The organism is Azospirillum sp. INR13 (genome assembly GCF_015390205.1).
Taxonomy (GTDB): Bacteria; Pseudomonadota; Alphaproteobacteria; order Azospirillales; family Azospirillaceae; genus Azospirillum.
Window position 1 is genome coordinate 1 of sequence record NZ_VUOI01000039.1, and the last position, 13,438, is coordinate 13,438.

Consider the following 13,438-nt stretch of genomic DNA (forward strand, 5'->3'; position numbering starts at 1 on the left):
GATCACGCGGCTTGGCGGCAGCATCGCCACCCGCACGCGGGAGGGGGCGGGCACAGCCTTCGCCATCGACCTGCCGCTGTCGGCCGCGATACTGCGTACCCTGCTGGTCCAGGTGGACGATCAGGTGCTGGCGATTCCCGACCGCTTTGTCGAGGAGGTCAGCGGCCTCACCGCCGACGACTTCCATCTCGTGTCCGGCTGCTGGACCGTGATGCGCCGCAAGCGCGTGCTGCCGGTGGTCCGGCTGGCTGACGCGTTGGGTTTCCCGGCGGAAGGCGAATGGCCGCCAGCCGGCCCAGGCCAGCGCCTTGTCGTCGTGCTCCGCCACGGCAACCGCCGCATCGGGTTGGAGATCGACAAGCTGCTGCGCCGGGGCGACCTGTTCGTCCGCGAAAGCCATCCCGGCCTTGCCGAGGTGCCTGGGGTCGGCGGCGTCTCCCTTCTGAACGACGGCCGCATCGTCATCATCCTGGACGGCGACGAACTGTACCGTCTGGCTGCCGCGGCACAGCGGCGGGAGGCCGCCGCTCCGGCCCACCACCCCGGCCCCTCCACCCCGTCATGAACGCCGGTTCATGACGCCGATTTCATGGTCGGGTCAGGTTCGGGACAGGGCGGCCGGGCTAATGTCCTTCTTGTGACGCGGTCGGGCCAGCCCCCCTGAAACACCGGCCAGTCATCCAGAGCGTCTTCTCATCTGGTGTCTCTTCCCGATGGTCCCCTGCCATCGGACATGACCGTCCGGTTCTCCCGTTTGCCTCCGGACGGTACCTATCGGCGGAGCGCGTCCTGGGCCATTTCGCGGCCGACGTTGCCCCCCACCGCAGGCCCCCGGCCCTGGGTGTGCTCCGCCGTTCCTTCTTTTCCCCCGATCTCCCTTTTCTCCGATCGCGTCCAGCGGCCTTGACGCCGCCCCGTCCAACCGGCTTTCTGAAGGCCGTCCAAGGCTTTCCGATAGCGTCCCGCCCGTGCGTCCCGCCATCCTGTTTCCGCTGTTTAAACCGGTCACGGCACTCCCCGGCCTCGGCCCCCGGCTGGGCAAGCTGGTGGAGAAGCTGGCCGGCGCCCATGTGGTCGACCTGCTCTGGCATCTGCCCTGCGGGGTGGTCGACCGCCGCTTCTCGCCGAAGATCGCGCAGGCGCCGCACGGCCGCATCGCCACCCTGACGGTGCGCATCGATTCGCACGCGCCGCCGGTGAACCCGCGCCACCCCTACAAGATCCGCTGCACCGACGAGACCGGCATTCTGGAGTTGGTTTACTTCCACATCCGCGGCGATTGGTTGTCGAAGCAGATTCCGGCGGGAACCACCATGGTGGTCTCCGGCAAGGTGGAGTGGTTCAACGATACCGCCCAGATCACCCACCCCGATGCCGTGGTTCCGGTCGATTCGAAGGAAGACCTGGAACTGGTGGAGCCGGTCTATCCCATGACTGCCGGCCTGCCGGCCAAGACCCTGCGCAAGGCGGTGCGCGCCGCTCTCGGCGATATTCCCCGGCTCGACGAATGGCAGGACCTGGCCTGGCTCGCCCGCCGGCAATGGCCGACCTGGGCGGAGGCGCTGACCCGCGCCCACACGCCGGAGGACGAGGGCGACCTCGCCGCCACCGCTCCCATCCGCTGCCGCCTCGCCTATGACGAGCTGCTGGCGAACCAATTGGCGTTGATGCTGGTGCGGGCCAGCCAGCGGCGGTTGGCCGGGCGGGTGACGCAGGGCGACGGTAGCCTGCGCCGCGCCGCGCTGGCGGCGCTGCCCTTCTCGCTGACGGGTTCGCAGGCTGCGTCGCTGGAGGACATCTACGCCGACATGGCCGCCGAGCGGCGCATGCTGCGGCTGCTGCAGGGCGATGTCGGCAGCGGCAAGACCGTCGTCGCGCTGATGGCGATGCTGAATGCGGTGGAGGCCGGTGCCCAGGCCGCCCTGATGGCGCCGACCGAGATCCTCGCCCGCCAGCATGCCGAGAGCCTGGCGCCGCTGTGCAAGGCTGCGGGGGTGGAGATCGGGCTGCTGACCGGGCGCGACAAGGGCAAGGCGCGACAGGCGGTGCTCGACCGGCTGGCGTCGGGAGAGCTGCCGCTGCTGGTCGGCACCCACGCCCTGTTCCAGGAGGATGTCGCCTTCAAGGATCTGGCGCTGGCGGTGATCGACGAACAGCACCGGTTCGGCGTCCATCAGCGCCTGCAGCTGTCGGCCAAGGGGCGGGCGGTGGACGTGCTGGTGATGACCGCGACGCCGATCCCGCGCACCCTGACGCTGACCGCCTACGGCGACATGGACGTGTCGCGCCTGACCGAGAAGCCTGCCGGCCGCAAGCCGGTGCAGACCGTCACCATCGCCCTCGACCGGCTGGAGGAGGTGGTCAACGGCATCCAGCGCAAGGTGGCGGAGGGGGCCAGGGTCTATTGGGTCTGCCCGCTGGTCGACGAATCGGAACAGAGCGATCTTGCTGCCGCCACCGAACGCCACGCTTTCCTGCGCGCCACCTTCGGCGACCGCGTCGGGCTGGTGCATGGCAAGATGCGCGGGCCGGACAAGGATGCGGTGATGGCCGCCTTCGCAGCCGGCAGCCTCGACGTTCTGGTCGCCACCACGGTGATCGAGGTCGGCGTGAACGTGCCGGAAGCGACGGTGATGGTGATCGAGCATGCCGAGCGTTTCGGGCTTGCCCAGCTCCATCAGCTGCGCGGCCGGGTCGGGCGCGGCGAGAAGCCGTCGAGCTGCCTTCTGCTGTTCGAGTCGAACCTGACCGAGACGGCGCGGGCGCGGCTGAAAACGCTGCGCGACACCGAGGACGGCTTCGTCATCGCCGAGGAGGATTTGCGCCTGCGCGGTGCCGGCGAGGTGCTGGGCACGCGTCAGTCCGGCCTTCCGGGCTTCCGGCTGGCCGATCTGGCGGTTCATGGGGATCTGCTGGCGGTGGCGCGCGACGACGCCCGGCTGGTGGTGGAGCGTGATCCGGACCTCGCCAGTCCGCGCGGGCAGGCGTTGCGGACCCTGCTCTATCTCTTCGAACGCGACGCGGCGGCCAAGACCTTGCGGTCGGGCTGATCCAGGTCGTCGTTCTGATCCTGGCTATGGTCGGCCGGGCTATGGTCGCCCGGCGGCTCCACCAGGGTCGGGCGGCGGTCGGGCGGAACGACGATGCCGCCGGACATCACCAGCTTCAGGCCGTCTTCGACCGACATGTTCAGCACGATCACGTCGCGTCGCGGAACCATCGCCAGATATCCGGCGGTGGGCGGGGCACAGGGGATGAAGACATTGACGATGTCCTCCGCCTGTCCGGCCAGCTTCAACTGCACTTCCGGATGGGCGTTGCCGGTGATGAAGCCCAGCGACCACGCGCCGGTGCGCGGATACTGGACGATCACCACCTCGCGGAAGGCGTTGGACTTCTTGGCCAGCACGGTCTCGAAGATCTGCTTCACCGCGCCATAGACGGAGCGGACGACCGGCATGCGCCCGACCACCCCTTCGCCGACGCCCAGGACCAGCCGGCCGACATAGCCGGCGGCAAAGGCGCCGATCAGCGTGACGACGAGGATCACCACCAGCAGCCCAAGGCCGGGGATCGAGAAGGGCAGGTAGTTTTCAGGGTTGTAGGCGCTGGGGATCAGGGGCCGGATATGGCCGTCGATCAGCGAAACGAACCACCAGGCGATATAGGCGGTGATGGCGATGGGGGCGGTGACCAGGATGCCGGCCAGGAAATAGGCGCGCAGGCGCCCCATGAAGCCGATGCCCTCGCGGCGGTGCCGCGCCGGCTCCACCGGCTGAGCTTTTTCCTGTGCCTTCAGGTCCTTCTGATCTCCGCTCACGCCTGTCCATCCGCCTGTCGTCTGCCCGCGCCATAGTGGGGCAAGCGCGCGCCGCTCTCAACTGCCGTGTGGAGCGGAAGAGTCAGCCGACAAGCGATCCGGCGATCACGCACAGCAGGGTGACGGCCCCGGCGATGGCGGCGCCATCGACATGGTTGGGGAAAGCCTGCCAGAACTCTTCGCCGGAGATCGGCTCCGGCGCGTCGTACTCATCCATCGACAGGCCGGCGGCCATCCCGCCGCAGGTGCGGTCGGCGATCGCGCCCGAAAGGTGGGCCATGGCGACGGCCAGATAGCAGAATGTGGTGAAGTCCAGGAGGAAGCCGAGCGTGCTGGTCGATTCGCCAAGCGGGCTGGCGGTGAAGCCGGTGGCTGCGACCGTGCTCGCCATGGCGATGGACGCGGCGAGGGGGATCAGGGCGACCGACAGCAGGCGCTGGGAGTCGACGCGGCGGGCGGTGGGCACGGAGAACAGGCTGGGCATGATCGACGCTCCGGCAGCAAGGTGAGGGGGCGGAGGGGGGATTGTTCGGCGGGGTCTAGAGTCCCTTCTGCCCGCTCAGCGTTAACGGAGGGTTGACACCGGCCATTGGTCACAACGCCTTCCCCCTTTGTGCAGGTCGCGCTATCCTTTCGCGCAACAAGCAATCCGGGCCGGAGGCCGAACAGTCCCGTGTCAAAAGCCGAGTTGCCGAACCTGGACGCCGTGCCCGAAGCGCCGCACGCCGGGCTGGACCGCATCGCGCTGCTGCACCCGCTGACCGCGGACCAGCGGTCGAACGTGGCGCGCCAATGCCGCTGGCGCCGCTTCGCCCCGGACGAGCAGTTGATCGACCATTGGGCTGAAACCCGTGACGTCGCCTTCATCGTGGACGGGCGCGTGCGTGTGGTCAGCCATTCCGCCGGAGGGCGCGAGGTGAGCTTCAGCGACATCGAAAGCGGGGAACTGGTCGGGGAAATGTCGGCGCTGGACGGCCGGCCGCGCTCCGCTTCGGTCGTGGCGCTGGGGGAGGGGGCCTTGATCGCCTTCCTGCCGGCCCGACCTTTCCAGCTATTGGTGGCTGCCCATCCCGAACTGGCGATGGCGATGATGCTGCGGCTGTGCGACAAACTGCGCAGCGCCACCGACCGCATCATGGAACTGTCGACGCTTGGCGCCAACAACCGCATCCACGCCGAGCTTCTGCGCCTTGCCAAACGGGGCGCCCGGCGGGGGGCCTCGGCGATCATCGCCCCCATTCCGGTTCATTCAGACATCGCCGCCCGTGTCAGCACGACCCGCGAGACCGTTGCCCGCGTGCTGAGCGATCTGACCCGCGACGGTGTTCTGGAACGGCGTTCCGATGCGCTGGTGGTGCGCGACCTGCCGAAGCTGGAACTGCTGGTTGAGGATGTCCGCGGCGGCGTGTGACGCGCCGAAGACGGGGCTCTGCCCGCCGGAGGACAAGCAAGCCCAAAAATGAAAAGGCCGCGGCCGCCCGTGTGAATGGGCAGTGCCGCGGTCGCCTTTCGGTTCCGGTCGATGTGCTGCGCCGAGGTCAGCGCTGCAGCGAGCGGATCAGGATCGCCATGGGGGTGGCCCGCACCCAGTCCGCCAGGAAGGCGCCGACCGGACGCATCGCGACGGCCGCCGGGGTGGCTTCCAGCCAGTCGGCGATGAAATCGCGGACCGGTTGCAGCGACAGGCCGTCGCCATGGATGTCGTGATCACCGCGATGAAGGCTGAGGCTGCTCATGATGGTCTCCGTTGGAGTAAGCGGGCAGGTCGTGGGTGGGGTCAGTGCTTCAGCAGGCCGAAGACGATGCCGGCCGGGGTGGCGGCGACCCATTCGCGCAGGAAGGCTGCAACCGGGCGCAAGACCAGATAGGCGGGGGTGGCTTCGAACCAGGCCACCGGGAATTCGGCGACGGCGTGCAGGGCATCCGTCGAAGCGTGGTTGTCGGTGCCGGGCTGGAAAGTGGTGGTGGTCATGATCGGTCTCCATCAAGCTGGTGAGGAGACTGTACACTGGTATACCCAATGCCAAATACGCTTCCTCTGCATTGCTGGCTGCTGCAAAAATTACAGCTGCACCCAGGTTTTCTTGGGCTGATCATTTGAATATCAATTAATCAGTATAACGAAGCTTCCGCGGCCGATCGACCCGTCGGAGGTGCTCCCACAGCGCGGCTGAAATGTTCGGTAGACCAACCAACGTCTTGACAGTCCAGGCTGAAAAAACGACTTCAAGTCCATGGTTCAGTACATCGGTCCCGATCCGCTCCGCAGCCTGTACGATGCCGTGCAAACCCTGCGGCGCGAGCCCTCCGCCGTTCCCGAAGCCTCACGCACGGCCAAGCTGCTGGCGCAGGGGCGTGCCCGCATGGCGCGCAAGGTGGGGGAGGAAGCAATCGAAGTGGCGATCGAGGCAATGCGCGGCGACCGCGACGCGCTGGTGATGGAAGGAGCCGACCTTCTCTACAACCTCGTCGTCCTGCTGGCGGACCTGGACATCGCACCCGACGAAATCCTGGCGGAACTGCGCCGGAGGGAACTGGCCTTCGGGATCGCGGAAAAACTGCCGAAGTCCGACGATCCGATCAACGGCGTGGCAACCGCAGCGGCCAAACGCGGAAAGCGCTGAACCGCGCCGTCAGGACACCTCGTCCTCCTGCGGGAAGACGAGGTCGAAGCGTGTGCCGCCTGTGCGGGTGTAGTGGTACTCGCCGCGGATTTGGCGGGCGAAGGCGCGGATCAGATCCATACCCATGGAGCGCCGTCCCGGCTCGGCCACCGGCTCCGGTTCGGGGGTGCCTGTGCCGTCGTCCGCCACCGCCAGGTGCAACATGCCGTCTTCAGCCGTGACGGTGATGGTGATGGTGCCGGAACAGCGATCCGCAAAGGCATGCTTGAAGGCGTTCGACAGCACCTCGTTCAGGATCAGGGCGAAGGGAACCACCCTGTTCAAATCGACGGCCACCGGCTCCACGTCGTGATGAATGGCGATCTCCCGACCCGGACGCCTGTGGAAGCTGCCGAGATGGCCGACCAGCGCCTCGATGAAATTGTCGAGCCGGACCGAGGACACTCCGGTCGAGCGGTAGATCTGCTCATGGATCAGTCCCATCGTGTTGATACGGCTCAGCGCTTCGCTGAACGGCGCCTCCAGTTCCGGCGAGCGCTGGGCCTGCAATTCCAGCAGGCTGAGAATGACCTGCAGATTGTTCTTCACCCGGTGATGGATGTCGCGCAGCAGCACCTCCTTGTCGGCCAGCGCGCGGTCCAGGTGGCGGGTGCGCTCGGCGATGCGGCTCTCCAGTGCTTCGTTGGCGCGGCTCAGCGCGTCCTGCGCGTCGGCTGCCTGCCGCGACCGGCGCAGCGCGATGACGCCGAGCAGTCCGAGCAGTCCGATCGACGGGACGGCGAACAGGGCATAGGGCTCCACCCGGTTGCGCCATGCCGCTTCGATGGAGGCGATGTCGGTGCCATAGACCACATAGACCGGGAGATTCGGCACCTTGCGGCGGGCCAGCACCCGTTCCACCCCGTCGAAGGAGGTCACGGCGCGGAAGGTGCCGTTCGCGTCGGGCGTGGTGACCAGCTCCGGAAATTGGCCGATGTCGGCGCGGTCCGGGGCGCTGCCCAGGGGTTCCCGGACGATCGCCTGGCCATCTTCGCGCAGAAGCAGGATGACGTCGCGCGGATCATGCAGCACCGACCGGTAGAAATCGGCGAAATAGCTCGGCAGAAGAGAGATCTGCACCACGCCCTGGAACCGGTTGCCGGGCAATTCCATCCGGCGGCTGAGGGTGAAGAAGATTTCCGAGTTGATCTTGCCGCTCAGCCGCGGACCGATATGGATGGCGTCCCCGGCACCGAGATGGGCGCGGAAATACTCGCGGTCGGCGGCGCTCAGCACGCGCATCGGCCATTCGAAGCTGCTGGCGCGGACACGTCCCGTTTCGTCGGTGATCCAGTAGGACTGAACCTCCGGCGTTTGCGAGGCCAGCGTCTTCAGCCGTTCGTGAAGCAGGGGGGAACCGTCTATCCGCTCCCATCCCAGATCGTTGACCATCCATTCCAGATGGGACAGCGTCATGGCATGGATGCCGAGAGTCTTTGCCGCATGCTCTTCCAGCACGCGGGCGATCGCGGTGCTGCGGCTCTCCGCCTCCGCCATCACCTGACCGCGGTATTGGTGGGTGGCGATCGCCAGCATCGCGACCGCCAGGGCAAGGGCGACAGCCAGCAGCGCCAGGACCGCCGGCGAGGCGGCCTTGCGTTCCATTCGAACCGCACCCGGCTCTTGCACGGGTATCGGAGTCCCGGCGGCGCGTGCGTCCTGTTCGAAGCCGGCAGGGGTCATCTGGACGTGGCGTTCCGTTGATGGAGGGCGATGGTTACGTTCAAGCATAGCGCAACCTCCCACTCCCGTCATCCTACAACCATATAGGGATTTATGTGGGATGGTTATCTCGCTATGGTCGGGCCGTGGAGTGGGGACATCGCCGTACGGCGCGTAACGGCGGGGACGCGGAAGGAAACCATCCGGGCCCAGGGGAAAAAGACGCGCAGAGGCGCGACGTTGCCAAGTGGAAACCCGGTGGTCGTAAATACCCTGAACCTTTCACTGCGGAAGCTTCCGTCGCTGACCATGACGGCATCTTCTTCCCGAAGATTATCGGCGGCCGGCGACAATCTTCGGTCATATGCGACAAATTGAAACGAATGCTAACGAAGGAGGCGAATCGGTCTTGGAAGCGGCGACTTACAATGCTTCCATTGTACCTGAACGTCGTACAGGCAGGTCGGGCAGGGGGCGGGGCCAACCTGCGCAGGTCACGGGGAGGTGGGGGCATGATGGGGATGGATGGCGGACCGGACGACGAGCTGCTGTTCGGTCCGGAGGACGGGATCGTCATGGCGGTACGTCCTCAACGGCAGTCCGGCTTGCCCTGGCCCATCCTGGTGGTGGACGACGACCCGCAGGTTCATGCCATGACCGCGGTGCTCCTGCGCGATTTCGACTTCGACGGCCGTCCCTTCGAGGTGGTCAGCGCCCTGTCGGCGGAAGAGGCGAAGGCGGTGCTGGCGCTGCGGCCGGACCTTCCCGTCGCCCTGCTGGACGTGGTGATGGAGACGGAGGATGCCGGCCTCAGGCTGGTCCGGCACATCCGGGAGGAGTTGGGAAACCAGCGCATGCGCATCATCCTGCGCACCGGCCAGCCGGGGCAGGCGCCGGAGCGCGACGTCATCGTCGGCTACGACATCAACGACTACAAGGCCAAGAGCGAGTTGACGGCGCAGCGCCTGTTCACCACGCTGGTCAGCGCGTTGCGGGCGTGGCGAGACATCGTGACGATCGAACGCAACAGGCAGGGGCTGGAGCGAATCCTCAGTGCATCGGCCTCCTTGTTCCAAATGCGGTCGATGCGCGCTTTCGTCGAACAGCTGGTGGAGCAGATTGCCCGCCTCGTCGATCCGGGCGGTACCCCCTCCGTGCTTGCCTGCCGGCCGCTGGAGCGCGGTGACGGCAGCCGGTCGGTCGCGCTGGTGGCCGGACTTGGGGAGTTCGCCCGCAGCATCGGCATGCCCGTTTCCGATGTTCTTCCGGCCGACGCCGCGGCGGAGGTCGAGGATGCGCTGCGGAGCCAGCGCAACCTGTACCGGGACGACCGTTGTGTCCTGGCTTTCCGCACGCGCGAGCATGGCGTGACCGTCTTCCGGCTGGAGCGGGCGGAGCCCTACACCGCCGACGAGCACCGGCTGCTGGAGCTGTTCTGCAACCGTGTCGCGATCGGCTTCGACAATGTCTGCCTGTATGAGGAACTGGTGGCGCTGAACCGCTCGCTCGAGCGGCGCGTGGAGGAGCGCACCAACGAACTGGCCGCCAACCAGAAGGCGCTGATCCTGGCCAAGGAACGGGTGGAGCGGGCACTGGAGCGCGAATTGCTGGCGCGCGACCGCCAACGCCAGTTCCTGGGCATGGTCAGCCACGAGTTCCGCACCCCGCTCGCCATCATCGACAGCGCAGCCCAACTGCTCGCCATGAAGGCGGAACAGGTGGAACCGGAGATGTTGGAAAGGCTGGCGGTGATCCGTGGCAGTGTCCAGCGCTTGACCGGCCTGATCGACGCCCATCTGACCGACGAACGGCTGCAGAGCAACGCGCTTGTGCTCGAACGCGCGGAGGTCGATCTCCCCGATCTGATCCGCAGCGTCGTCCGTCCCTTTCGCGTCGCCTATCCGGAGCGTGAATTCCGGATGGAATTGGATCGGTTGCCGCATCGGGTGGAAATCGACGCCCATCTTATCGGGCTGGTCCTGACCAATCTGGTCAACAATGCGGTCAAATATTCGGGACCGGGCGGCCCGATCCTGCTGCATGGCGATACGGACGGCGCCATGGCCGTGATCGAGGTGACCGACCATGGCCGGGGCATTCCGGATCCGGAGATACCACGCCTGTTCGACCGCTTCTTCCGTGGCTCCGGCGCCTCGGGCATTCCGGGGACCGGCATCGGACTGCACACGGTCCAGCAGATCGTCCTGCTTCATGGCGGTGCCGTGGCGGTGGACAGCGAACTCGGCAAGGGATCGACCTTCCGGTTCGTATTGCCGGTGTGATGGCACCCGATGACGCGCCTGGTCGAAAGGGTATGGCCCTTTGGCATAAGGAATGAGATAGTCGGCACATGTCCGGCACTGACGGAAAATCTGGCGGCTCCCATGCTTGCACAGCAGTATGCGGCGATAAAACGCGATCTGGATGACAAAGGTATTCTGTTTTCCTTCAGTGGATACTTGTCGGAAGGGATACTTTACTCCCTGGGTGAGGCGTTGCGGGAAAAGATGGCTCTGGAAGAGGCGGACGGCCCCACCATCCGCCGGGTCTTTTCCGTCTTTGTCGAGCAGATGCAGAACATCATCCGCTATTCGGCGGAAAAGATGTCGGGCCGCGCCGGCCGCGCGGTCGAACTCAGCGCCGGAATGGTGACCATCGGGGTGGAGGACGGCAAGGTCTTCATCGTCTGCGGCAACACCGTGCGCAACGGCGACGTTCCGCGCCTGAAGCAGCGGCTGGACCATCTGAAGAGCCTCGACCGCAATGGCATCAAGAGCTACTACCGTGAACGGCTTCGGGAGGAGCCGGACGACGGCAGTCGCGGCGCGACCCTGGGACTGATCGAGATCGCCCGGCGGGCCAGCGATCCCATCGACTATGATTTCAACGCGATGGACGCGGACCGCAGCTTCTTCTGCCTCAAGGTCCGCGTCTGAGCGGCCGAACCGAGCGACGAGCCATGGACAGCCTGACCATCCCCGCCACCGGACGCACGCCGGGCGTCTCTTTCGACTTCGCCGGCGGCCATTTACGAATGACAGGCGAATCCTATCCCGACGTCGTTGCCGGTTTCTTCGGCCCGGTGTTCGACGCGCTGCGTGGCTATCTGGCCCATCCCGACGGCGGTGCGATCCGTTTCGACATGGAATTGCTGTATTTCAACAGTTCCAGTGCCAAAGCGTTGATGAACATCTTCCAGATGCTGGAGACCGTGGCGAAGGCCGGCCGGCCGGTGACGCTGACCTGGTGCGTGGAGGAAAACGACGAGTCCATGCGCGAACTGGGCGAGGATTTCGCCGAGGATCTGCGGCATGTCGTCTTCCGGATGCGGGAGATCCCCTCCGGCGGCAGCCCATGAGCTTCAACCTCTTCGCTGCTGAGGAGGAGGCGCTCGCCAAGGCCCGTGCGCTGGAGAAGAGGCTGGAGGCACTGGCACCTCAGTGCCTGTCCGAATACCGCGAACTCGTCGCCGCCTTCGAACTCAGCACGCGGGAGCAGCAGCGGCTGGTGCGGGTCAGCGACCGCCTGCAGGCCCAGTTGAGTGACGCCAACCACGAACTGGAACGCCGGCGCAGCGAGGCTGAAGCCGCACTGGAAAGCCTGCGCGAGGCGCAGGAGGCGATGGTCCAGTCGGAAAAGCTGGCTTCCCTCGGTGCGCTCGTCGCCGGGGTCGCACACGAGATCAACACGCCGGTCGGGATCGCCGTTTCCTGCGCGTCCCATCTTGCCGATGCGACCCAGGCCTTGCGCCACCGGGCGGAGGAAGGGGAATTGGGAAAGGCGGAATTCGCCCGCTATCTCACCACCGCCATCGACACCACCGACCTGATCCTGGGCAATTGCGAACGGGCGTCGCAGTTGATCGCCGGCTTCAAGCAGGTTGCGGTAGACCGGGCCAGCGCGGAGCGGCGCGGCGTCAATCTTGCCGCCTATATTCAGGATACGCTGGTCAGCCTGCAGCCGAAGCTTCGGCCGTCCGGCCATGCGGTGGCGGTGAACTGCCCCGGCGATCTGGAATTGGACAGCTATCCGGGCGTGCTGTCGCAGATCCTGTCGAACCTGGTGATGAACGCCCTGACCCATGCCTTTGCCGATGGCCGGCCGGGCGACATGGCGATTGCGGTGGATCTTCCGACTCCGGATACCGTCCGACTGCGCTTCACCGACAATGGCCGTGGCATGAGCGAAGAGCACCGTGCCCGTGTGTTCGAGCCGTTCTTTACCACGCGGCGCGGGCGCGGGCGCGGCGGCAGCGGGCTGGGGCTGCACATCGTCCACAATCTGGTGGTCGGCGTTCTGAAGGGATCGATCACGGTGGACAGCATGCCGGACCAAGGGACCAGCTTCACGCTGCTGTTCCCGCGCCGGACACCGGGGCAGGACTGACTTATCCTTGTGCCGCGCCCATCACCCGGATCGGGGCGGAGAAGACATATCCGACGCCATGTACCGACTTCAGCGGGGCAGGGCCGCCGATGGCGCCCTCCACCTTGTGGCGCAGGCGGCCGACGACGGTGTCGATGGAACGGTCTTCCGGGTTCCAGCGGCGATTGTACAGAGCCTGGGAAATCTGGTCGCGAGTCGCCGGCTTGCGCGCCTGGGCGGCCAGCAGGCTGGTCAGCTTCATTTCCATGCTGGTCAGGCTGATGCGGATGCCGGCCGGATTGGTCAGGCTCCATTCCGTGGGGTCCAGCGACCAGCGCGCCTCGTCGATGCCGTCATGGACGGCGTCGGCTGGTGCGGCGGTACCGGCGGCCTGGACCGCCGACTCGGCGGCACGCTCGCTCAGCCGGCGCAGCAGCGATTTCACCTGCGCTTCCAGTTCGCGCAATTCGACCGGCTTCACCAGATAGGCGTCGGCGCCGATCTCCAGCCCGACCACGCGGTCGACGGTGGAACTGCGGGCGGTGACCATGATGATGCCGGCGCCATGGCCGTCGCGCAGACGTGCCGCGATCTTGAACCCGTCCTTGTCCGGCAGGTTCACATCCAGGACCACGATGGACGCGTCGTTGCTCTGGAGCAGACGGTCGAGTTCCGCACCATCGCGTGCGCCGATCGCATGAAATCCGCAGCCCGTCAGGTATTCCACCATGTCGGACCGGAGCGAACTCTCATCTTCGACCACGACGATCGTCGGACCTGCCATGCCGTGCTCTCCCTGTTGCCGCGCCTATGCACACCACTCCAACGGGTGGAACATACCCTAGGATGCCTAAATTTTAAAACAAAGTTGATAAGCTTCGAAAGCGACCTGTGAACCTGTCCCTGACCTGTCGCAGATGGCGCGTCA

14 protein-coding genes are annotated in these 13,438 nt (G+C 66.2%); 8 read left to right on the forward strand and 6 right to left on the reverse strand.

Annotated features, from left to right (window positions below; genetic code table 11):
- Together F1643_RS19385 and recG are read left to right on the forward strand one after the other, a co-directional pair.
- On the forward strand, positions 1-565 hold a 565-nt coding region (locus F1643_RS19385; protein ID WP_194914884.1), incomplete at its 5' end, for a chemotaxis protein CheW.
- A 403-nt stretch (positions 566-968) separates the two neighbouring features.
- On the forward strand, positions 969-3,050 hold the full coding sequence (gene recG / locus F1643_RS19390) for an ATP-dependent DNA helicase RecG (RefSeq protein WP_194914886.1): 2,082 nt from the start codon (positions 969-971) through the stop codon (positions 3,048-3,050).
- Here recG and F1643_RS19395 read toward each other — a convergent pair.
- Positions 3,002-3,820, reverse strand: a complete 819-nt coding sequence (locus F1643_RS19395) for a DUF502 domain-containing protein (protein WP_194914888.1) — start codon at positions 3,818-3,820, stop codon at positions 3,002-3,004. The genes recG and F1643_RS19395 overlap by 49 nt on opposite strands.
- An 82-nt stretch (positions 3,821-3,902) precedes the next feature.
- Positions 3,903-4,304: a hypothetical protein gene (locus F1643_RS19400; RefSeq protein WP_194914890.1), complete on the reverse strand. Its 402-nt coding sequence runs from the start codon at positions 4,302-4,304 to the stop codon at positions 3,903-3,905.
- 189 nt (positions 4,305-4,493) lie between these two features.
- Here F1643_RS19400 and F1643_RS19405 point away from each other — a divergent pair, with 189 nt between their 5' ends.
- A complete protein-coding gene (locus F1643_RS19405) occupies positions 4,494-5,231 on the forward strand; it encodes a Crp/Fnr family transcriptional regulator (protein WP_370540714.1) in 738 nt (245 codons plus the stop codon).
- Between the two features lie 127 nt (positions 5,232-5,358).
- On the opposite strand, the gene F1643_RS19410 is transcribed toward F1643_RS19405, so the two are convergent.
- Positions 5,359-5,556, reverse strand: a complete 198-nt coding sequence (locus F1643_RS19410; RefSeq protein ID WP_194914892.1) for a hypothetical protein — start codon at positions 5,554-5,556, stop codon at positions 5,359-5,361.
- A 41-nt stretch (positions 5,557-5,597) separates the two neighbouring features.
- On the reverse strand, positions 5,598-5,792 hold the full coding sequence (locus F1643_RS19415) for a hypothetical protein (RefSeq protein ID WP_194914893.1): 195 nt from the start codon (positions 5,790-5,792) through the stop codon (positions 5,598-5,600).
- Between the two features lie 262 nt (positions 5,793-6,054).
- On the opposite strand from F1643_RS19415, the gene hisE reads away from it, so the two are divergent.
- Complete coding sequence (gene hisE, locus F1643_RS19420; RefSeq protein WP_194914894.1) at positions 6,055-6,444, forward strand: phosphoribosyl-ATP diphosphatase; 390 nt, start codon at positions 6,055-6,057, stop codon at positions 6,442-6,444.
- Between the two features lie 9 nt (positions 6,445-6,453).
- Here hisE and F1643_RS19425 read toward each other — a convergent pair whose 3' ends face one another.
- Entirely contained in the window at positions 6,454-8,088 is a 1,635-nt protein-coding gene (locus tag F1643_RS19425) for a sensor histidine kinase (RefSeq protein WP_255543062.1), read from the reverse strand.
- Positions 8,089-8,657: 569 nt separating this feature from the next.
- On the opposite strand from F1643_RS19425, the gene F1643_RS19430 reads away from it, so the two are divergent.
- Genes F1643_RS19430 through F1643_RS19445 form a run of 4 tightly spaced genes read left to right on the forward strand, consistent with a single transcriptional unit; the run spans position 8,658 to position 12,531 of the window.
- Positions 8,658-10,427 carry a DUF3369 domain-containing protein gene (locus F1643_RS19430; RefSeq protein ID WP_194914896.1) on the forward strand — a complete coding sequence of 590 codons (1,770 nt, stop codon included), beginning with the start codon at positions 8,658-8,660 and terminating at the stop codon, positions 10,425-10,427.
- A gap of 9 nt (positions 10,428-10,436) precedes the next feature.
- A complete protein-coding gene (locus F1643_RS19435) occupies positions 10,437-11,081 on the forward strand; it encodes a SiaB family protein kinase (protein WP_255543063.1) in 645 nt (214 codons plus the stop codon).
- A gap of 23 nt (positions 11,082-11,104) precedes the next feature.
- Positions 11,105-11,503, forward strand: coding sequence for a DUF1987 domain-containing protein (locus F1643_RS19440; RefSeq protein ID WP_194914898.1), 399 nt, complete (start codon positions 11,105-11,107; stop codon positions 11,501-11,503).
- On the forward strand, positions 11,500-12,531 hold the full coding sequence (locus tag F1643_RS19445; protein WP_194914900.1) for a sensor histidine kinase: 1,032 nt from the start codon (positions 11,500-11,502) through the stop codon (positions 12,529-12,531). Before F1643_RS19440 ends, F1643_RS19445 begins: the two co-directional genes overlap by 4 nt.
- 1 nt (position 12,532) lies before the next feature.
- Here the strand turns inward: F1643_RS19445 and F1643_RS19450 are convergent, their stop codons facing one another.
- Positions 12,533-13,294, reverse strand: coding sequence for a response regulator transcription factor (locus tag F1643_RS19450; RefSeq protein ID WP_194914903.1), 762 nt, complete (start codon positions 13,292-13,294; stop codon positions 12,533-12,535).
- Positions 13,295-13,438 lie beyond the last annotated feature (144 nt).

What these genes read in the sequence shown, in the direction of transcription:
- F1643_RS19440 (WP_194914898.1), top strand. Translation starts at nt 11,105, where the DNA reads ATGGACAGCCTGACCATCCCCGCCACCGGACGCACGCCGGGCGTCTCT.
- F1643_RS19400 (WP_194914890.1), bottom strand. Translation starts at nt 4,304, where the DNA reads ATGCCCAGCCTGTTCTCCGTGCCCACCGCCCGCCGCGTCGACTCCCAG.
- F1643_RS19450 (WP_194914903.1), bottom strand. Translation starts at nt 13,294, where the DNA reads ATGGCAGGTCCGACGATCGTCGTGGTCGAAGATGAGAGTTCGCTCCGG.
- F1643_RS19435 (WP_255543063.1), top strand. Translation starts at nt 10,437, where the DNA reads ATGACGCGCCTGGTCGAAAGGGTATGGCCCTTTGGCATAAGGAATGAG.
- F1643_RS19425 (WP_255543062.1), bottom strand. Translation starts at nt 8,088, where the DNA reads ATGGAACGCAAGGCCGCCTCGCCGGCGGTCCTGGCGCTGCTGGCTGTC.
- F1643_RS19430 (WP_194914896.1), top strand. Translation starts at nt 8,658, where the DNA reads ATGATGGGGATGGATGGCGGACCGGACGACGAGCTGCTGTTCGGTCCG.
- F1643_RS19445 (WP_194914900.1), top strand. Translation starts at nt 11,500, where the DNA reads ATGAGCTTCAACCTCTTCGCTGCTGAGGAGGAGGCGCTCGCCAAGGCC.
- F1643_RS19415 (WP_194914893.1), bottom strand. Translation starts at nt 5,792, where the DNA reads ATGACCACCACCACTTTCCAGCCCGGCACCGACAACCACGCTTCGACG.
- hisE (WP_194914894.1), top strand. Translation starts at nt 6,055, where the DNA reads ATGGTTCAGTACATCGGTCCCGATCCGCTCCGCAGCCTGTACGATGCC.
- F1643_RS19410 (WP_194914892.1), bottom strand. Translation starts at nt 5,556, where the DNA reads ATGAGCAGCCTCAGCCTTCATCGCGGTGATCACGACATCCATGGCGAC.